The following is an 18,813-nucleotide window of genomic DNA, read 5'->3' as shown; positions in this document are numbered from 1 at the left end:
CGATGGCAGTGCGGCCGGGGCACATGATCAAAGCCGTCCTGCTCCAGGTCCATTCCATCGCAGGCCTGGTGCTCGCGCTGCTGCTCGCTTTGATCGCGCTGACCGGCGCGATCATGAGTTTCGAGGACGAGATCGTCGCTCATCTCAACGCCGGCATCATGCACGTCGTGCCGCGCGAGATGCCGGCGCTGATGCCGGACGAGCTGGTCGCGCGGCTGAAGGCGGGGCAGGATTTCGGCCAAGTCTCGGCCGTCATGCTGTCGAGCGATCCGACTGCCGCCGTGTGGGTCCGCTTCGCGCGGGACGAGCAGGGCGCGCGGCCGAATTCGCTCTATGTCGACCCCTATGATGCACGCGTGCTGGGTGCGCCCCGCGGCGAGGTGTTCTTCGCGACGGTGCGGAAGCTGCACCGCTGGCTGCTGATGCCTGGCGATGCCAAGGGCTGGGGCCGCCAGATCACCGGTGTGGCCGCGCTCGGTCTGATCGTCATGCTGGTCTCGGGCCTCGTGCTGCGCTGGCCACGCCGCGCGCGCAGCGTGAAGATGTGGCTCAAGCCCAATCTCGGTCTCAGCGGGCGCGGGCTGCATCGCTCGCTGCATGCGGTCATCGGCACCTGGGTTCTTCCGGTCTATCTGGTGATGACGCTCACAGGGCTCTGGTACTCGTTCGACTGGTACAAGGACGGCGTCGTCCGGCTGCTGGCGCGCCCGGAGATCAGCTCTGCGAAGATGCAGCCAAAAATGTCCGCGAAGACGCCGCGTGCGGCGGCCCGCTCCGAGCCGGCGCAGCCGATCGGGTTCGACCAGGCATGGACGACGTTCCGGCGTGAGGAGGGCGGCCGCTTTGCCAGGGCTCTGCTGACACTGCCGTCCAGCCCCGGCACGGCGATACGGATCCGGTCCTGGGGGGAGGATTCAACGCTCGACACTTCGCGCGATGAATTCCGCATCGATGCCGTCACCGGTCAGCTGGTCTCCGCCGAGCGCTATTCCGACAAGACGTTCGGCGAGAGGATCATCGCCAACGTGCTCGATATCCATCGCGGCGCGATCCTGGGTTGGCCCGGCAAGCTCGCCTTCATGCTTGCCGCGGCCCTGATGCCGCTGTTCTCGGTCACCGGCATTTTGCTCTATCTGTCGCGCCGCAGGTTGCGGCGCCCGGCGCAGCCGCCGCTCGGGCGGCTCGTTCCCGGCGAGTGAGTTGCAGCCGAAGAGGCTAGCCAACATCTTGACAATCGTTCAAAAGCCTCTGGCACGTCCTTGTCAGGTTTTCGCCATGAAGCTTCCCACCGTCACCCCCGCCGATATCCGCCGTGCGCTGCTCCTGCGCGAGGAGATCGCGCTGCTCGACCTCAGATGCGAGGCGGCCTTTGCCACCGGTCATCCGCTGTTCGCCGCCAACATGGCCGCAGACCGGATCGCGATCGAGGCCGAGGTGCGGCTGCCGCGCAAGGACGTTGCGATCGTGCTCTACGATGACGGCGAGGGGCTCGTCGCGTCCGGCGCCGAGCGTCTGGCTGCACTCGGCTACACCCATTTCAGCGCACTTGACGGCGGGCTGACGGCCTGGCGCGATGCGGGCTTCGAGGTTTTCGAGGACGTCAACTCGTATTCCAAGGCCTTCGGCGAGCTGGTCGAGTCGCGCCGCCACACGCCCTCGCTGAGCGCCGACGAGGTGGCAAAGCTCATCGCCGACAAGGCCAATATCGCCATCCTCGACGTCCGCCGTTTCGACGAATATGCGACCATGAACATCCCGGGCTCGATCAGCGTACCCGGGGCGGAGCTGGTGCTGCGGGCAGGGCAGGCCGTGCCCGATCCCGACACCACCATCATCGTCAACTGCGCCGGCCGCACCCGCTCGATCATCGGCACCCAGTCGCTGATCAATGCCGGCGTGCCGAACAACGTGTGGGCGCTGCGCAACGGCACCATCGGCTGGACGCTGGCGCATCATGCGCTCGATCACGGCGCCGACAGGCGCGGCGCGATCGGGCCGTTCGAGGGCGGCCCGGCCAATGCCCGCGATGTCGCCTATCGCGCCGGTGTCCGCCATATCGGCGCGAACGAGTTGGCCGCGCTGGCCGCACAGACCCATCGCACGCTCTATCGCTTCGACGTGCGCGACGCCGAAGAGTATGCGGCCGGGCACCTGTCCGGCTTCCGCCATTATCCCGGCGGCCAGCTCGTGCAGGAAACCGACATGGCCGCGCCCGTGCGCGGCGCGCGCATCGTTCTGACCGACGACAGATGCGTCCGCGCCGACATGACGGCGTCTTGGCTGGCGCAGATGGGCTGGGAGGTCTACGTGCTCGAAGGCGGCTATGACGGCGCGCTGGAAGTCGGTCCACCGTTGGTCATGCCGAAGCTCGACCCCGCCCACCGCTACCGGCGACCCTATGAAGGCACCGATGTGGCGGAATCCGCGATGCAGGCCTATCTCGATTGGGAATACGGTCTCATCGAGCAGCTCCGCCGCGACGGCACGCATGGGTTCTATGTGATTTGACCTGGGCGCGCGGACAACGGGCCTGGTACACCAAGAACATCCACCGCGCCGGCCATTTTCTCCCCGTATCCGTTCCCTATTGTGCTGCATATCGCCCGCGGTCTATGAGCTGCGGCAAAGCTGCCATTTACGGAGATTCCATGTCCGCCCCAGGCCAAAGCCCTGAGCGAAGCGCCAAGGCGCTTCTGCTCGAAGGCGTCAATGATAGCGCTGTCGATCTGTTCAGGAGCGCGGGCTTCACCAAAGTCGAACGGCTGACCAAGGCGCTGGACGGTGAGGATCTGCGGCGCGCGCTCGAGGACGTGTCGCTGCTCGGCATCCGTTCGCGCACCCAGATCACCGAAGAGGTGCTCGGGGCGGCCGGCCAGCTTCTCGCGGTCGGCTGCTTCAGCGTCGGCACCAACCAGGTCGATCTTTCGGCGGCGCGCAAGCGCGGTATTCCCGTCTTCAACGCGCCGTTCTCCAACACGCGCAGCGTCGCCGAGCTCGTGATCGGCGAGATCGTGATGCTGCTGCGGCGGATCTTTCCGCGCTCGGTGTCGGCCCATGCGGGGGGCTGGGACAAGTCGGCGGCCGGCAGCCGCGAGGTGCGCGGCCGAACGCTCGGCATTGTCGGCTACGGCAATATCGGCTCGCAGCTTTCGACCTTGGCCGAGGCGATGGGCATGCGCGTGATCTATTTCGACCGCACCGACAAGCTTCGCCACGGCAACACCGAGCCGGTCGAGAAGCTCGAAGATCTGCTGGCGCAGAGCGATGTGGTCAGCCTGCACGTGCCGGAGACGCCGGAGACTGCGGGCATGATCGGCGAGAAGGAGCTGCGGGCCATGAAGCCGGGCTCGTTCCTGATCAACAACAGCCGCGGCACCGTGGTCGATCTCGATGCGCTGGCGCGTGCCTTGCGCGATGGCCATCTTGCCGGTGCGGCCGTCGACGTCTTTCCCGTCGAGCCATCGTCGAACGCCGATCGTTTCAAGAGCCCCATTCAGGGCCTTGAGAACGTTATCCTCACCCCGCATATCGGCGGCTCGACCGAGGAGGCGCAGGAGCGGATCGGCGGCGAGGTCGCGCGCAAGCTGGTCGACTATTTCATCACCGGCTCGACCATGGGCGCGGTGAACTTCCCGGAGGTGCAGCTGCATCTGCGTCCCTCCGGCGCACGCTTCAGCCATGTCCATCGCAACGTGCCGGGCATGTTGCGGCGGCTGAACGAGGTCTTCCTCCAGCGCGACATCAACATCGCCGCGCAATATCTGGAGACCGCCGGCGACCTCGGCTACGTCGTGCTCGACGCCGATCTCGGTGGTCAGGATTCAGGCACGCTGCTGCAGCAGATCCGCAGCCTCGAGGGAACGGTCGGCGCGCGGCTGGTGTTCGAGCATTAAAGCGCGATGCGATCAGGCTTGATCGCGATAAGGGAAGATGCACTCCCTCTCCCGCAAGCGGGAGAGGTGAACAACCTACCGCGGGATCGATTCAACCTGAAGCCATTACGTTCTAAAGCGCGACGCCAGGACTACGCGGACAGCCGGTCCAGCAGGGCCAGCATGACCGGCGCATCCGGCATCGGCAGTACGGCGTCGATCCGCTCGAGCAGGCGCGACTGCAACAGCGCGTTGCGCGCCTTGCCAATGGTTCCGAGCGGTCCGCGGAAGCCGTGGTCCTCCCAGGCGATTTCGAGGAGGCCCTCGCTCATCAGCGCGTCGATCAGATCGTCGGCCTGGCGCTCGACGCTGATCAGCGGATGGGCCGAGAATACCGTCGGTTGCGGATACAGGATGACGGGCTTGGCCGGCGCATTGGCCTCAAGCCGCTTCCAGCGCTCTGCGTCCTGCAGCACCCATTCGACGAGCTGGTTCTCGTAGCCGACGATCAGCGGCTGCGCCCCCGCACCGCCTGCGACGTAGTCGTCGAACAATTTGCCCGAGGACGGCGGCTTGAAGCCCATGCGGCGAAACACGGTGGCGACATCGCCATCGATCCTGCTGAGGGTGTCGGGCATCACCACGTCGCCGGACAAGAGGCTCGCTGCGAGGCCCGCGAACATGAAGCCCGAATTGGATTTGTTCGGGTCGGTGGAGACCACGCGAGCCCGGCCGAACAGGTCGGTGACGCCGATCGCCGACCAGTTCTCGCCGGCGATGACGGCCTTGAGCAGCTTGGACAGATCCACCGTGTAGCGCGGCCCGCCGGCGGATTGCGCAATACCGCCCTTGACCAGGCCCTCGGCAATGCGATCCCAGGAATAGAGCACGATCGGGGAGTTGAAGATCACCTGATCGCGGGAGATCTTCACGCCCGAAGACCGCGCCATCTCGACCAGCACGGACGAGGACGGCCACAGGAATTGCGGCTTCTGGTCGAGCAAGGCGCGTTCACGAACCATCTCGACCGATCCCGCGCGGCGGCCGTCGAGGATCAGTCCGAACCGGCGCTCCAGCAAGCTCTTCACGCGGGCGTTGCCGAGGAAACCCTCCTTTTCGCCGCCCGCGAAGCCGAACAGCCGCTTCGGCTCGCCGAAGCGCCCGGCGATTTCGGGGTGCTCGCGCAGATATACGTAACCGCCGGTCGCCGCCGCGCTGGCGGCGACGAGGCCGATTCCGAAGGCACGGCGCGAGATTGCCATCAATTGGTCCCTCTCTTGGTCTCGACTGGCGCGGCCGGCGGCGCCGGGCCGATGTCCTCGTCGAGTGAGCGTTTCAACAACTTCAGATCAATGTCCAGCTTGTCGAGATCGGCGTCCTGGAGATTGGCCGCATAGCGGGTGAAGGCACCGTCGAGCCGGTCGATCATGTCACGCGCGGCCGCAAGGCGCGAAGTGTCGGGCACGGTGCTCTTCTCCAGCGCGCGGTAGGCGTCGGCGATCTCGGCTGCGCGCGGCAGATAGTAGGTCAGGAACCGGCGCACGCGGTCGAGCCGCAGCGGATCGCGCTCGATCGCGGCAAAGATCTCGCGCGCAATCTGCACGAGGTGACGGATGCGATCGGCGACTGCGCGGGTGCGGATCGCCGAGGCGGTGTCTTCCATGCGCTCGGCGAGCGGCTCCGCCTCGGTCAGAAGTTCGGCTGCGAATTCGATCTTGCCGCGCGCGACGCCGCTGGCCTCCAGCGCGGCGAACCGGTTTCGCGGCGCCAGCGCCACGACGATGCCTCCCCCTGCAGCCGCACTGATCGCGAGCGCGATCCAGAACGGCATGGCAAGCCCGATCGCGAGCGACGGCAGCAACGCTGCGGCTGCCACTCCACCCGCGATCCAGCCAAGCCCGGACGGCATCGTCGCCATTCAGTTGTACCCTCGTACCGCACGGAACGCGTCCGTGAGACTCTTGCTTCCGTCGAACACGCGGCCTCCGGTCAGCTTCGCGAGGTTGTCGAGCTGGCTGCGATCGACCTCGGACCCGAACGTCACGCCGAATACCGGCACGCGATGGCCATCGGCGCGCCAGGCCGCCTCGAATGTGGACATAGACCCTTGGCTCTTGCCATCGGTCATGATGACGATGGCCGGCAGATGCTGGCCATCGCCCAGACGCGACTTCATGGCAGCGAGCGCCTGCGCCGCACATGTATAGAAGTCTGTGCCCCCGTTGGCCCGCAATTCGAGCGCGCGTGCGAGCAGGCTGGCCTGCTCGTTCTCGTCGCCGCTGGCGCGTGCCGTCCAGAGGATGTGGTCGCTGAAGGGCAGGACGAGAATCTCGTCCGACTTCGTCCATTGCACCAGCACCTCGCGGGTACGCTCCGGCGTGAGCAGGAAGCGCATGGCGTCGAGCAGTTGCTTTTCGCCGGCGCCCTGCATGCTTCCGGAGACGTCAAGACAGAGCGCGGTCAGTGACGGCCGCCGCAGCGCCTCCTGATAGATCAGGAGGGCCTTCTGGATCACGGCGGGCTCCGGCGGCCGGATCACGGTCACCGGCCGTGACGGATCGAGATTCGTCCTCGGGTCGGCTGCAAGCGGGGTGGCGCGGCCGATCTCGACGCGCCGGCCGGTCTTGGAGATCTTGCCTTGCGTATCGCCGTTGAGCAGGAACGCCTGGAGGTCGGCAAAGAAGCTTTCGACTTCCTTGCCGCGGCCGCGGTCGACGAAGCCGAGCGGCGAATCCGCGATCGCCACGCCGTCGGCGGGATAGATTGCATAGAGCGGCTCGTGGTTCTCGGCGATCAGCTTGTCGTTGGTTTCCTTGATGACGGCTTCGTAGTTCCAGATCGCCTGGTAGCGCGCGCCGCTGCGCTCGCCGTCGCGGTAGAGGTCGGCGAGCCAGCCGCTGGAGCCTGCGCTGCGCTCGACGCCCTTGAGCAATCCGCGTGCGGTGGCCAGCACTTCGGGTTTGTCGAGATCGCCGGCCTCGATCAGGTCCGGCTTGCCGATGCCGGCCGCCAGCATGGCTAGATAGGCGGCGGCTCCGGAATTGGATTGGGTCGCCGACGTCATCAGGAATTTCAGCTTGCCGCCCTCGACGGCCGCGAGGATGTCCCTGGCGGTCACCTTGGTGTCGATCCAGCCCAGCGCCTCGGCCTTGGAACGGCGTACGCCGAGAATGACCGGCATCTGCACGATCGACTTGACCATCTTCACCCGCCGCGTCGTGTCGAACATGTCGATCCAGATCGAGGCGGCCGGCCACACGGCATCCGCACCGGGATCGCCCGCCTTCAGGGCGAGAGCGATGTCGAGCGAGCCCTGATAGCGCATCGTGCAGGTCGCGTTGCGCGACTTGCAGAACTCCTGCACCAGCGGTTCGAGAACGTCGTTCTCCGAGCCCGAAAGGATGGTGAATTGCGGTCCTGGGCCGCCGCAGCCCGACAGCAGCGCGGCAATCAGCGGCACTGTTGCGATCAGCGCCAAGTGGCGCCGCAAGAGACGGAAAGTCCTCATGCCCGAACCTTCATGCGGCGGCCCTTATGGAGGAGCTTCATGGAGAAACAGTTACGATGCAGGCCTCAAGGCGCAGCTTTCGCTATCGCGGTCTTCAACTCGTCCGTCAGCTCCGCCATCCGGTGCTCGATCTCGGCGCGTTTGGTGCGGCCCTGCTCCTGTACCGTGAGCACGCCGGAGATGGTCTCGATCAGATCCCGGTTGGTCTGCTCCAGGGTCTGGATATCGATGATGCCGCGCTGCGACTGCTTCTCGATCTCGATTGCCTGAGTCTTCATCATCTCGGAGGCCTGGCGCATCATCTCATTGGTCGCGTCGGTGACGGTCTTCTGAAGCTCGAGCGCGGATTTCTGCCGGTTGAGACCAAGCAGCAGGATCATCTTCTGCTTCCACACGGGAATCGTGAGCTCGGTCGTCGCCTGCAAGTTCTCGATCAGCGTCTCGTCGCCGGACTGCACGATGCGGATTTGCGGCAGCTGCTGGATGCCGATCTGGCGCGCCTGCTGGAGATAGAAGACCCGCTTCTCGAGCCGGTCGAGCGCCTGCACCGCGTCCTGATAGGTCTGCGCGGCGAGCATGGCGTCGCTACCCGCGCCTTGTGCCTTCGCGTTCCGCTCCATCTCGACGAGCTTGCCGCTGCGGAATTCCTCGGTGAAGGCTTTGCCCGCGGCGATGTGCATATCGAGCTGGCCGAGCGCGTTGCGGGTCTGCTCGTAGAGATCGTCGAGCAGGGCGATGTCGCGGCGCAGGACCTCCTTGTTGCGGTCGAGCTCGACGCAGACGCGGTCGATCTGCGAAGCGACCTCGTTGAACTGTTCGGTGAAGCGACGCAGCCGCGCCTCCGCCGACGAGAAGATGCGGGCGAGAAAGCCCTTGTCCTTGAGGTCGGCCGGATCCAGCCCCCGAGCCTTGGCGAGGATATCGGTCAGGAGCTTGCCGGTGGCGCCGAGCTCGCGGTTCTGTGTCTGGGCGAGAATACGGTCGGCGAACTCGACCACCGAGCGTTGCGCCCGCTCGCCGAACGTGACGAGGCGCGAGCGATCCGAAATGTCGATCTCGGACTTGATGCGCGCGACGGCCGATGCATCCGTCGGCAGTGCCGGGACATTGATGATTTCGCTCACCATTCGCTCCTTGGTTCTCGCCAGTGCAGGATAGCACGTCCTGCCGTTCCGGCAGGAAAGCCCGGCTCGTCTGACAGATTGATGACAGCCTGTGGACTTGGTCGGCCGACGCGCCGTCCGCGTTCAGTAACAGGACAAAATTTCACATTAAGTTCAGTTCGTTAGCGGAAGGCGCTGGGGGTGGAGCCGGCGCGCCGGTCGCTCCTCCGCGTCGTTGCGATCGGTTCAGGCTGCTGCGATTGACGACCGCTGACCATTTGCATTGAATTGGTCGATCGCTTGGTTCGCGACGAAAAAGCAATGGGGACGGAAACGATGATGCGCAAGGCCGTGACGCTGTGTGGATGGCTGGTCGGTGCTGTGGCCGTGATGGACGCCAGCACCGCCGCGGCGGCAACGCTGGCGGAAGACGCCGAGACTGTCTGCAAGGGGCTCGTCGGCGGCGATGACGCCGTGAAGATCGATTCCGCGAGCTTGCAGGCGCCGTCGCAACTGGCCGTGGCCGAGCGTGGGCCGACGCCGTCGGGGCGCATCACACCGGCCAATCCGCGCTTCTGCAAGGTGCTCGGCCATATCGATCCCACCGATCCCAAGGCGCCCCCGATCAGATTCCAGGTCAACCTTCCCGTCGAATGGAACGGGCGCTCGCTGCAATATGGCGGCGGCGGCTTCAACGGTGTGCTGATCACCGGCCTTGCGCTGCCGCCGGCCTACCCCTTTGACAAGCCGTCGCCGCTGGCGCGCGGCTTCGTCACCTACGGCACCGACTCTGGCCACGAGACCAAGCGGGGCGAGCCGCCGCAGGTCTTTGCGCTGAACGACGAAGCCTTCGAGAATTTTGCCCATCGCGCCTACAAGAAGGTGCGCGACGCTGCGGTCGGGCTGATGCAGCGGGCCTACGGCAGGAAGCCGGAGAAGATGTACTTCATGGGCTCGTCCGAGGGCGGCCGCGAAGGCCTCACCATGGCGCAGCGCTATCCGGATGATTTCGACGGCATCTTCGCCCGCGTGCCCGTGATCAACTGGGTCGGGCTGCAGCATGCGGGCACGCGCTCGGGTCTCGTCACCATGGGCGAGGGCTGGATCAACCCGGCGCAGGTCAAGCTCGTCGGTGAGGCCGTGCGCGCGGCTTGCGACAAGGCCGACGGCTCCGACGATGCGCTGGTGCAGGATCCCGTCGGCTGCAAGGCGGCGTTCAAGGTCGAGACGCTGCGCTGCGCGGCCGGGCAGAGCGGCGACCAATGTCTCACCGACGCGCAGATCAAGGCGGTGAACACGCTGCATGCCACCTACAAATTCCCCTTCGTGCTCGCCAACGGTCTCGACGATTATCCGGGCTGGGGCGTCTCCGGCGAGGACATCCCCGCGGTCGGGCCGACCGGCGGCTGGGTCTCCTGGTGGCTCGGCACCGCGCCGCCGGCACAGCCGCCTGCACCGAACAACGGCATCGCCTGGATCTACGGCGCCGGCGGCATCCAATATGTCTTCGCGCGCGATCCGAAGCTCGACGTCACCACCTACAAGCCCGAACAGCACAAGGCGCGGCTGCTCGAGGTCTCCAGCCTGATGGATTCCACCGATCCTGATCTCAGCCGCTTCCGGGCGCGGGGCGGCCGGCTGATCGTGCTCGAGCACATGGCCGACTACGCCCAGAGCCCCTATGCCGGCATCCGCTATTTCGAGACCGTCGAGCGCAAGATGGGCAAGGCCGAGACCGCCGAGTTCGCGCGCCTCTACACCGCGCCCGGCGTCGACCATGTCGGCTCCGGCGCGCCGGCCAATGTCGACATGTTGAGCGTGCTGGTCGACTGGGTCGAGAACGGCAAGGCGCCCGGCGACCTCGTCGTTGCCGAGCAGAAGGTCGAGGCGCCGTCCTTCGCGACGTTGCGCGCGCTGCCGCTATGCCGCTGGCCGGCCTGGCCGCATTACAAGAACGGCCCAGTGACCGAGGCGTCGAGCTTTACCTGCGCGCCGTAATGCGGCACGAGCCGACCGCTGTGGTGGCGGGTGCTACCCCGCCGCCATGGCGTGGGCGCCGCCAAGCAGCCGCGCATTGAGCCGGCCGCCGGAGAACAGCATGTCGTCGAGAGCTTCGTCGATATCGGCCGAGACGATCGACTTGCCGCCGTCGCGCGCCAAGCTCGCTTGCGCCAGCCGCCGCATCAGTTCCTTGATGAAGGCGCAACTCGTGCCTTCGCTGCGTTGGGCGGCCTCTGCGATGATCGTGTCGTCAAGCGGAAGTCCTTTGCCATAAAGCCGCACCAGCTGGCCGCGGCCGGTCTCATCGGGGAGTGGCACTTCAATGGCCTGATCGATGCGGCCGGGCCGACCAGCAAGGGCTCCTTCGAGATCCTCAGGCCGGTTGGTGGTCAGGACGAACAGGATATCTGCGTCCTCCTTCAATCCGTCCATCTCGTTGAGCAGCTTATTCAACATGGACTCCTCGCACGGGCCCATGTCGTCGCGGTCGCGGGCGATGAGATCGACGTCCTCGATCACGACCATCGAGGGTTGGAGCAGCCGCGCCAGGCTCATATAGGCGCCGAGAAGGCCGATTTGCTCGGCGGTGATGATCAGCGTCGTATGCCCGGGCAAATGTGTTGCGAGATAGCGGATCGTGTGGGTCTTACCAGTGCCTGGCGGTCCGTAAAGCAAGATGCCTTTGCGTGTCGACTGGCCGAGCCGGCGCAATTGATCGCGGGTGTCGACGAAAGTCAGAACGTTGCGATCGAGCAACCGCAAGGTCTGCTCGGGCAGGATTACGTCGTTCCGCGACACCGGCGCCAACCGATGCACGGTGATGCCGCGCGAGCGGCCGCGATAGTCGGAATCGGCGTCGAGCGACAGGATCTTGCCGCGATAACTGCGCGCAGCTTGCACGGCCTGCTCCAGTTCGCCAAAACACGTCTGGACGAGGGCCGCGCCTGCACTGCCTGACGGCACGAGGATCTCAATCCGAATTCCCGGTTCGCGGCTGAATTCGCGGTGAGCACAGAGCAAGACCGCATAGCGAAGACCATCCTGCTCGCACAACCACAGGCCGTTATCGAGACATTTGACCGGGCTCCTCTCGCCGACATCCACATCGGAATATTGCAGTGGTGCAATCGCGATCGCATAGCGACCGTCCCGCAGGAGCCGCGAGATCGACAGCGTTTCGTAGCGTTGTTCCTCGTTCAGGCCGAATAGCTGAATTCCCTCGCTGAACAGTCGGTCGATCGCTGCCTGGACGTCCACCCGCATGTGGCCGGGGAACTGTCGGATGGTGGTCACGAGTTTGCTGCGCGCGATGTCGGCAAAATGCCAGTCCAGCACGTCGCAAGCATATTCGAACTCCTCCGGCTCTGGCGACGGCGTGGTGTCTGCTGCGCGAATACAGTCGCTGCACAGCCAGACTGTGCGCTCCCCGATCCGCACCTCCGTCTGTCCTTCAGGCTTGCCGCAGAGCTCGCAAGGGGTCCTGATCTCTTCAAGAGTGATCTTCAGGGGCTGCTGGCGGAGCCAGATATATTGTTGGGCCGACTTGAAGAGCGCCTCTGCGACGGATTGCGGGTAGGGACCGCAGGCGGCTTTCTCCTCGCGCTCGATGCGGGCTATCAGCGCGGAGGCCTCACGGTCCGTCTTGCCGAAAACCTGGCGGAGCAGTCCGATGACGAATTCGTCCGGCGTATCGTCGTCATTGTGAAACACCAGCTGAGCCGGCCCATGCTCCCCCCGCGCAACTTCCGTCATGAAATGACTCCACTGCAACTTGAGCTAGAATAGAACAAACAATGAACATAAAACAGGGCAGCCGTCAAGCGGCATGGTCGCCATTTCCATTTGATGCTCGATTCCAGATCCGCTGATCTGCTCGCGACCTTCGCGCGCCGCGTCGGCAAAGAGCATCGTCTTTGACAATCCGAGCTGCCCTGCTTATATAGTTCGCATGCGAAATAACGACGCCGGCACCCGGCGCCATCGGCTGATCTACCTGCTGAGTGTCGCCCATCGCCGGCTGCAGCGCTGGATGGCGGCGCGGCCCGAGAGCGAGGTGACGCCGGCGCAGGCCGGGCTGCTGTTCATCCTTGGCAAGCAGGATGGCATCCTGATGGGCGAGGCGGGCGTGGCGCTCGACATGGGACCAGCCGGCATTTCCGGCCTCGTCGACCGCACGGTGGCTGCGAAGTTGATCGAGCGGCGGGCTGACCGCGAGGATGGCCGCGCCTTTCGCATCTGGTTGACGCCGAAGGGGCGCACCGCGCTGGCACAGGCGAAGTTGAGCGCGGCGGAGGTCAACGCAGCGCTGACGGAAGGTTTCACGGCCGCGGAAATCGACATCGTCGCACGCTGGCTGACGAGCATTCAGGACAAGTTTCCAAGACATTCAGACGAATAAAACGGAGCAGACCAATGACCGAGCACGTCCGGATCGAGAACAGCGGCGGAATCCTCACCCTCACCCTGGCACGTCCCGACAAGAAGAACGCGCTGACGGATGCGATGTACCGCAAGCTTGCCGACGCGATCGAATCCGCCGAGTTCGACCAATCCGCTCGCGTGATCCTGATCCGGGGCGAGGGCGACATGTTCACCGCCGGCAACGATGTCGGCGAGTTCGCGGCCGTCGCGGCCGGCAAGTCCGAGGGCAGCCGCAACGTGGTTCGCTTCATCCAGTCGCTGGCACGCTGCACCCGGCCGCTGGTTGCTGCCGTGCAGGGGCGTGCCGTCGGCGTCGGCACCACGATGCTGCTGCATTGCGACCTCGTCGTGCTCGCCGACAACGCGCAATTGTCGACGCCGTTCGTCAGCCTCGCGCTGGTGCCCGAAGCCGCCTCCAGCCTGTTGATGCCGGCGCGCATCGGCCACGCGCGCGCCTACGAGATGTTCGCGCTTGGCGAAACCGTGCCGGCCAAGTCTGCGCTGGACTGGGGCCTCGCCAACCGCGTGGTGCCGCTCGACAAGCTCGACGCCGAGGCGCTTGCGCTGGCGCAGCGTCTCGCCCGCCAGCCGGCCGGGGCCCTCGTCGCGACCAAGCGGCTGATGCGCAACGGCGAGGCGCTGGTCGCGCAGATGCAGGCCGAAGGCGAGCAGTTCGCGCAGCGCCTGCGCACGGCCGAAGCGCGCGAGGCGTTTACGGCGTTTGCGGAACGCCGCCCGCCGGATTTCACCAAGGTGGCGTGAACCGGCTCCCAGGACGGGCCGGCAACTCGGGGCGCGCTTATCATTTGATATAAACCTTAACGAAACTTTGGCATGTGGCCGTGCAAGATGCCCGCTCGCGGCGAGCGGGTTTGGGTCCATGTCCATTTTCAAGAAATCGGTAAGCACGCTTCTCCTGGTGCTGATGGTGCTGCTGGCGGCCAGCGCGCTGACCAGCACGGCCATCCAGATGGTCGGGGCTTTCGGCCGCTATAGCGACAGTCTGGAGACCGAACGGCTCGCGAATGCCGACAAGTCGATCTTCCATGGCGTGGTTGCCCTGCGCAGCAATCGCGGCGATGCCCAGAGCGCGCTGCTCGGCGAGGACGATCCGCGCGCCAAGCTCGGCGTTGCCGAGAAGGCGGAGCAGGCCGGTTTTGACGCCATCAGCGCCGCGCTCTCCACCGTCGAATTCGCTAGCCGCGACGAGCTCGCCGGCACGCTGAAGCAGCGCTGGAGCGAGGCCGCGCCAAAATTCCAGTTGTTCTACGACGAGGCCAGGCTGCCGCGCGCCGAGCGCAAGCTGGAGCGTACCGCGCCCTGGTACGATGCGGTCACCAAGGTCATCGAGACCGCCAATCTCGCGTCCACCGCGGTGTCGAACCGCGCCTGGATGAACGATCCCTACATCGCCCGCATGATCCAGGCCCGCCGCCTGGCCTGGCAGGTGCGCGACCGCTACGGCATCCAGTGCTCGACCCTGCGGCCGAACGTCAACGCCAGCAAGCCGCTCGACGAGGCCCAGAAGCAGACCGTGGCCGGCTGGAACGGCGTCGTCACCGCGGGCTGGACCGGCATGGAGGAACTGTTGGCCGCGCCTGACGTGCCGGCCGAGCTCGTCAACGCGGCCAAGGAGGCGAGGGCCAAGACGGAAGGGGCCCTCAAGCGGATCGGCGAGCTCACCAAGGGCTTCGACGGCAGCGGCCGGCCCGCGATGCCCGCCTCGGAATGGAACGCGTTGTGCCAGTCTCCCTTCGCCTCCATCGTCGCAGTCGCGAACAAGGCGCTCGACCTGTCGATCGCGCGCGCGGAGGCGGTTCAGGCGAAAGCGCTGACCAATCTCGTCGTGCAATCCCTCGCGTTCCTGCTCGCGCTGGCCGTGACCATGGCCGGTGTGTTCGTGGTCCGCAATCGCCTGATGCGGCCGGTGCGCGCCATCCTCGATGCCATCGCCCGCATCAGCGCCCGCGACTATGCGACGCCGGTGCCGCAATCGCGGCATCCCGACGAGTTCGGCACCATGGCGGCTGCGCTCGAAAGCCTGCGCGAGAGCGCGGCGACCGCGGAGCGGCTCGGCCGGGAACGCGAATCGCAGCAGGCGCTCCAGCTCGCCCGCTCCGGCACCGTCGATGCCGCCTGCCGCAGCTTCGACGATACGGTGCAGGCGGTGATCCAGAGCGTTGCGGCCTCGACGCGGGAGCTCGATGCCACCGCGAACGGCGTGCGTTCGCTGGTCTTGGAATCGAGCAGCCAGACCGCGGCGGTCTCCTCGGCAGCGGAGCAGGCCACCAATAATCTCGAGACCATCGCCGCCGCGACCGAGGAGCTCTCCGCATCCGTGGGCGAGATCTCCGCGCAGGTGCAGTCGAGCGCGCGCGAGGCCCGCGAGGCCGTGGCCCAGGCCGAGCAGACCAATGCGACAGTCGAGATCCTCGACCAGACAGCCAGCCGCATTGGCGAGGTCGTGAAAATGATCAACGCGATCGCCGCCCAGACCAATCTGCTGGCATTGAACGCCACCATCGAAGCCGCGCGCGCGGGCGAGGCCGGCCGCGGCTTCGCCGTGGTTGCCGGTGAGGTCAAGAGCCTCGCGGCGCAGACCGCGACGGCGACGGAAGAGATCTCGCGCCAGGTCGAGGAAATCCAGGGCGCTACCGGCCAGGCGGTCGCCGCAATCCGGTCGATCGGCGGCGCCATCAGCGGCATCGACGAGAAGATGACGGCGATCGCCGCTGCGGTCGAACAGCAGCGCGCGGCGACGACGGAAATCTCGCGCAACTTCCAGCAGGCGGCCCAGGGCACCCGCGAGGTCACCGACACGATCGGCAGCGTCGCCAGGCTCAACCAGGAGACCGGCAACGCCGGCACGGTGCTGTCGGAGTCCGTCAAGAAGATGTCGGCGGATGCCGATCGTCTTCGCGTCGCGGTCGAGGGCTTCCTGGGCGCCGTGAAGAGCGCGTAGTCTCGCATGGCAATCGCACATGGCAGCTGGGAGTTTGCCGGACGTGCTCGGCCTGCATAGTTCGAGACGCCCGCTCTGGCGGGCTCCTCACTATGAGGGTCTGATATTTCGCCACGAAACGAGACCTCATCCTGAGGGCCCGCCGCAGGCGGGCGTCTCGAAGGATGGCCGCAGGCGGGCTTCCTCTCAGTTCTCCATCCAACTCGCGCGGGCATTGCCGCAGCTCGGCACTGCGGGTACATCTGTGCCGCCTCGCTCCCGCGAGCGCGGCGACAGACGCAAGACACATCAGGGATGGAGAGTTCGATGCCGGTCACCACAAGCAAGGCCCAACGCCCCTATCGCGGCGTGTTCCCGGTCGCGCCCACCATCTTCGACGAGCGCGGCGAGCTCGACCTCGAGGGCCAGCGCCGCTGCATCGATTTCATGATCGATGCCGGCTCGCACGGCATTTGCATCCTCGCCAATTTCTCCGAGCAGTTCGTGCTCACCGATGCCGAGCGCGAGACGGTGATGCACACGGTCCTGGAACATGTGGCCGGCCGGGTTCCCGTGATCGTCACCACCACGCATTTCAGCTCGGCCGTCTGCGCGGCGCGCAGCAAGCACGCCGAGGCGGCGGGTGCCGCCATGGTGATGGTGATGCCGCCTTATCACGGCGCGACCTTCCGCGTCCCCGAGAAAGGCATCGTCGAGTTCTTCAAGGTGCTCTCCGGCGCGATCAATATCCCGATCATGATCCAGGACGCGCCGGTTGCCGGCACGCCGTTGTCGGTCGAGCTGCTGGCGCGGCTGTCACGCGAGTTTTCCAATATCCGCTATTTCAAGATCGAGGTGCCGGGCGCGGCCTCAAAACTCCGCAGCCTGATCGAGGCGGGCGGTAAGGACATCGAAGGCCCCTGGGACGGCGAGGAGGCGATCACGCTGCTCGCCGATCTCGACGCCGGCGCCACCGGCGCCATGACCGGCGGCGGCTATCCCGACGGCATCCGCCAGATCATCGATCCCTATTTCGCCGGCGATCGCGAAAAGGCGAAGGCCGCCTACGAGCGCTGGCTGCCGCTGATCAATTACGAGAACCGCCAATGCGGCCTGATCGCCTGCAAGGTGATGATGCAGGCCGGCGGCGTGATCAAGTCGGAGGCGGTGCGCCATCCGCTGCAGCCGCTGCATCCGGCAACGCGGGCGGGGCTACTGGAGCTCGCCAAGGAACGCGACGCACTGGCGCTCCGGTGGGGGAAATAGCTCTCTCCTACGTCATTGCGAGGAGCCCTTGCGACGAAGCAATCCAGGCTGCTTCTGCGGAGAAGAGTCTGGATTGCTTCGCTTCGCTCGCAATGACGAGGACCGCCCAGTTCGCCTGAAGGCGTCGAATTAGCGCGGGCTGGGCCGTTTCCCATAGCCCGGCGATGGCATATTGTACGCTCGCCAACCGACCCTGCGGAGAGTCCCAAGACATCGCGCAACAGCTCTTCTCTTGCCACTATCCCGAGCCAGGTTGGTGCAAACCGACAGAACAGGGAGGAAGTCCCATGACGATGAGGCCGGATCCCACCTTTCACGCATCGCCCAAGCTTGCGATGGAAGCGCCTGCGGAGAATTTTGCTTACACCTTGCTGCTCAGTCCGGATTTCTCAAAGCCGGACGCTCTCGCGGTCATCGACGTCAAGCCGGGATCGCCGACTTATAGCCAGATCGTCCACACCGTCACGATGCCCAGCAAGGGCGATGAGTTTCATCACTTCGGCTGGAATGCCTGCTCCTCCGCTCTGTCGCCGCTCGCCGGACACGCCTTCATCGAGCGGCGCTATCTGATCATCCCCGGGCTGCGCTCGTCGCGAATCTATGTCATCGATACCAAGCCCGATCCGACCCAAGCCAGGATCCACAAGATCATCGAGCCAGAGGAGGTCTTCAAGAAGACCGGCTACTCGCGGCCGCACACGATCCATTGCGGGCCGGACGGCATTTACGTGAGCACGCTGGGCGGCGGCGGCAAGGACGGCACCAACGGACCTCCGGGCGTCTTCATCATGGATTGCGAGACGTTCGAAGTTCTTGGACGATGGGAGATCGATCGCGGCCCGCAGACAAAGCATTATGACTTCTGGTGGAATCTGCCGCGCGATTACATGGTGACGAGCGAATGGGCGTTACCGCCGCAGTTCGAGAACGGGATCGTCCCGGAAGATCTGCTTGCGAATAAATACGGCCATCGTCTCCACTTCTGGGACCTTCGCGCCCGTCGCAACGTCCAGACCATCGACCTCGGCGCCAATCATCAGATGGCGCTGGAGGTGCGGCCGGCGCACGATCCGGTTCGCGAGTACGGCTTCGTCGGCGTCGTGGTCGACACCACCAATCTCGAAGCATCGATCTGGACCTGGTGGCGCGCGGATGGAAAATTCCATGCCGAGAAGACGGCGACGATTCCTCCCGAACCCGCGCCCAAGGAGAAGCTGCCGCCGCTGCTGCAGGGATTTGGCGCCGTGCCGCCGCTGGTGACGGACATCGACCTGTCGATGGACGATCGGTTTCTCTATGTCTCGTGCTGGGGCACCGGTGAAATGCGCCAGTACGACGTCAGCGATCCCAGAAAGCCGAAGCTTGCGGGCTCAGTCCACATCGGCGGCATCGCGCGGCGCACGCCGCATCCGAACGGCAAGGCCTTTGCGGCGGGTCCGCAGATGGTCGAGATCAGCCGCGACGGCCGGCGCGTGTACTGGACCAATTCGCTCTATTCCACCTGGGACGACCAGTTCTATCCCGACGGAGTTCCGGGCGTGGAAGTCATGGCCAATGTCGGTCGCAACGGCGGCCTCGAGCTCGACAAGGACTATTTCGTGAGCTTCCCCGAAGGATATCGTGCGCACCAGATCAGGCTCGAGGGCGGCGACTGTTCGACGGACTCCTTTTGCTATCCGTCGGTCTAGACGGGACGCATGC

General features: G+C 65.5%; 15 protein-coding genes. 9 read left to right on the top strand and 6 right to left on the bottom strand.

Going from position 1 to position 18,813, the window contains the following annotated elements:
- The first annotated feature begins 2 nt into the window (after positions 1–2).
- From HZZ13_RS13105 to serA, 3 genes are all read left to right on the top strand, one after another.
- Positions 3–1,199, top strand: a complete 1,197-nt coding sequence (locus HZZ13_RS13105; protein ID WP_197959996.1) for a PepSY-associated TM helix domain-containing protein — start codon at positions 3–5, stop codon at positions 1,197–1,199.
- 76 nt (positions 1,200–1,275) lie between these two features.
- Positions 1,276–2,508 carry a rhodanese-like domain-containing protein gene (locus HZZ13_RS13100; protein WP_197959995.1) on the top strand — a complete coding sequence of 411 codons (1,233 nt, stop codon included), beginning with the start codon at positions 1,276–1,278 and terminating at the stop codon, positions 2,506–2,508.
- A 140-nt stretch (positions 2,509–2,648) separates the two neighbouring features.
- Positions 2,649–3,893, top strand: a complete 1,245-nt coding sequence (gene serA / locus HZZ13_RS13095) for a phosphoglycerate dehydrogenase (RefSeq protein ID WP_197959994.1) — start codon at positions 2,649–2,651, stop codon at positions 3,891–3,893.
- Between the two features lie 131 nt (positions 3,894–4,024).
- Here the strand turns inward: serA and HZZ13_RS13090 are convergent, their stop codons facing one another.
- The 4 genes from HZZ13_RS13090 to HZZ13_RS13075 all read right to left on the bottom strand — a co-directional run bounded on the left by HZZ13_RS13090 (position 4,025) and on the right by HZZ13_RS13075 (position 8,504).
- Positions 4,025–5,134, bottom strand: a complete 1,110-nt coding sequence (locus HZZ13_RS13090) for a hypothetical protein (RefSeq protein WP_197959993.1) — start codon at positions 5,132–5,134, stop codon at positions 4,025–4,027.
- Complete coding sequence (locus HZZ13_RS13085) at positions 5,134–5,790, bottom strand: 5-bromo-4-chloroindolyl phosphate hydrolysis family protein (RefSeq protein WP_197959992.1); 657 nt, start codon at positions 5,788–5,790, stop codon at positions 5,134–5,136. Before HZZ13_RS13085 ends, HZZ13_RS13090 begins: the two co-directional genes overlap by 1 nt.
- Positions 5,791–7,380: a vWA domain-containing protein gene (locus HZZ13_RS13080; RefSeq protein WP_197959991.1), complete on the bottom strand. Its 1,590-nt coding sequence runs from the start codon at positions 7,378–7,380 to the stop codon at positions 5,791–5,793. It lies immediately after the preceding gene.
- A 65-nt stretch (positions 7,381–7,445) separates the two neighbouring features.
- Positions 7,446–8,504, bottom strand: coding sequence for a toxic anion resistance protein (locus HZZ13_RS13075; protein WP_311972634.1), 1,059 nt, complete (start codon positions 8,502–8,504; stop codon positions 7,446–7,448).
- Between the two features lie 369 nt (positions 8,505–8,873).
- Here HZZ13_RS13075 and HZZ13_RS13070 point away from each other — a divergent pair, with 369 nt between their 5' ends.
- Positions 8,874–10,481: a tannase/feruloyl esterase family alpha/beta hydrolase gene (locus HZZ13_RS13070; protein ID WP_376707036.1), complete on the top strand. Its 1,608-nt coding sequence runs from the start codon at positions 8,874–8,876 to the stop codon at positions 10,479–10,481.
- A 33-nt stretch (positions 10,482–10,514) separates the two neighbouring features.
- On the opposite strand, the gene HZZ13_RS13065 is transcribed toward HZZ13_RS13070, so the two are convergent.
- The gene (locus tag HZZ13_RS13065; protein WP_197959989.1) at positions 10,515–12,236 is read right to left on the bottom strand and encodes an ATP-dependent Clp protease adaptor ClpS; all 1,722 of its coding nucleotides are present in this window, start codon (positions 12,234–12,236) and stop codon (positions 10,515–10,517) included.
- A gap of 24 nt (positions 12,237–12,260) precedes the next feature.
- On the bottom strand, positions 12,261–12,392 hold the full coding sequence (locus HZZ13_RS37195; RefSeq protein WP_283817148.1) for a hypothetical protein: 132 nt from the start codon (positions 12,390–12,392) through the stop codon (positions 12,261–12,263).
- 40 nt (positions 12,393–12,432) lie between these two features.
- Between HZZ13_RS37195 and HZZ13_RS13060 the strand changes: the two genes are divergently transcribed.
- The 5 genes from HZZ13_RS13060 to HZZ13_RS13040 all read left to right on the top strand — a co-directional run bounded on the left by HZZ13_RS13060 (position 12,433) and on the right by HZZ13_RS13040 (position 18,800).
- Positions 12,433–12,882 carry a MarR family winged helix-turn-helix transcriptional regulator gene (locus HZZ13_RS13060; RefSeq protein ID WP_197959988.1) on the top strand — a complete coding sequence of 150 codons (450 nt, stop codon included), beginning with the start codon at positions 12,433–12,435 and terminating at the stop codon, positions 12,880–12,882.
- A 14-nt stretch (positions 12,883–12,896) separates the two neighbouring features.
- Positions 12,897–13,667: an enoyl-CoA hydratase gene (locus HZZ13_RS13055; RefSeq protein ID WP_197959987.1), complete on the top strand. Its 771-nt coding sequence runs from the start codon at positions 12,897–12,899 to the stop codon at positions 13,665–13,667.
- Between the two features lie 118 nt (positions 13,668–13,785).
- Positions 13,786–15,867, top strand: coding sequence for a methyl-accepting chemotaxis protein (locus HZZ13_RS13050; RefSeq protein WP_197959986.1), 2,082 nt, complete (start codon positions 13,786–13,788; stop codon positions 15,865–15,867).
- Positions 15,868–16,173: 306 nt separating this feature from the next.
- A complete protein-coding gene (locus HZZ13_RS13045) occupies positions 16,174–17,112 on the top strand; it encodes a dihydrodipicolinate synthase family protein (RefSeq protein WP_197959985.1) in 939 nt (312 codons plus the stop codon).
- A 287-nt stretch (positions 17,113–17,399) separates the two neighbouring features.
- Positions 17,400–18,800, top strand: a complete 1,401-nt coding sequence (locus HZZ13_RS13040) for a selenium-binding protein SBP56-related protein (protein ID WP_197959984.1) — start codon at positions 17,400–17,402, stop codon at positions 18,798–18,800.
- Positions 18,801–18,813: the final 13 nt, after the last annotated feature.

The organism is Bradyrhizobium agreste (assembly GCF_016031625.1).
Taxonomy (GTDB): domain Bacteria; phylum Pseudomonadota; class Alphaproteobacteria; order Rhizobiales; family Xanthobacteraceae; genus Bradyrhizobium; species Bradyrhizobium agreste.
This window is presented reverse-complemented; position numbering and strand designations above follow the sequence as displayed.

Bases quoted from the DNA above. Each gene is read 5' to 3' on its own strand.
- HZZ13_RS13105 (WP_197959996.1), top strand. From the start codon at position 3: ATGGCAGTGCGGCCGGGGCACATGATCAAAGCCGTCCTGCTCCAGGTC.
- HZZ13_RS13100 (WP_197959995.1), top strand. From the start codon at position 1,276: ATGAAGCTTCCCACCGTCACCCCCGCCGATATCCGCCGTGCGCTGCTC.
- serA (WP_197959994.1), top strand. From the start codon at position 2,649: ATGTCCGCCCCAGGCCAAAGCCCTGAGCGAAGCGCCAAGGCGCTTCTG.
- HZZ13_RS13090 (WP_197959993.1), bottom strand. From the start codon at position 5,134: ATGGCAATCTCGCGCCGTGCCTTCGGAATCGGCCTCGTCGCCGCCAGC.
- HZZ13_RS13085 (WP_197959992.1), bottom strand. From the start codon at position 5,790: ATGGCGACGATGCCGTCCGGGCTTGGCTGGATCGCGGGTGGAGTGGCA.
- HZZ13_RS13080 (WP_197959991.1), bottom strand. From the start codon at position 7,380: ATGAGGACTTTCCGTCTCTTGCGGCGCCACTTGGCGCTGATCGCAACA.
- HZZ13_RS13070 (WP_376707036.1), top strand. From the start codon at position 8,874: ATGGACGCCAGCACCGCCGCGGCGGCAACGCTGGCGGAAGACGCCGAG.
- HZZ13_RS13065 (WP_197959989.1), bottom strand. From the start codon at position 12,236: ATGACGGAAGTTGCGCGGGGGGAGCATGGGCCGGCTCAGCTGGTGTTT.
- HZZ13_RS37195 (WP_283817148.1), bottom strand. From the start codon at position 12,392: ATGCTCTTTGCCGACGCGGCGCGCGAAGGTCGCGAGCAGATCAGCGGA.
- HZZ13_RS13060 (WP_197959988.1), top strand. From the start codon at position 12,433: ATGCGAAATAACGACGCCGGCACCCGGCGCCATCGGCTGATCTACCTG.
- HZZ13_RS13055 (WP_197959987.1), top strand. From the start codon at position 12,897: ATGACCGAGCACGTCCGGATCGAGAACAGCGGCGGAATCCTCACCCTC.
- HZZ13_RS13050 (WP_197959986.1), top strand. From the start codon at position 13,786: ATGTCCATTTTCAAGAAATCGGTAAGCACGCTTCTCCTGGTGCTGATG.
- HZZ13_RS13045 (WP_197959985.1), top strand. From the start codon at position 16,174: ATGCCGGTCACCACAAGCAAGGCCCAACGCCCCTATCGCGGCGTGTTC.
- HZZ13_RS13040 (WP_197959984.1), top strand. From the start codon at position 17,400: ATGACGATGAGGCCGGATCCCACCTTTCACGCATCGCCCAAGCTTGCG.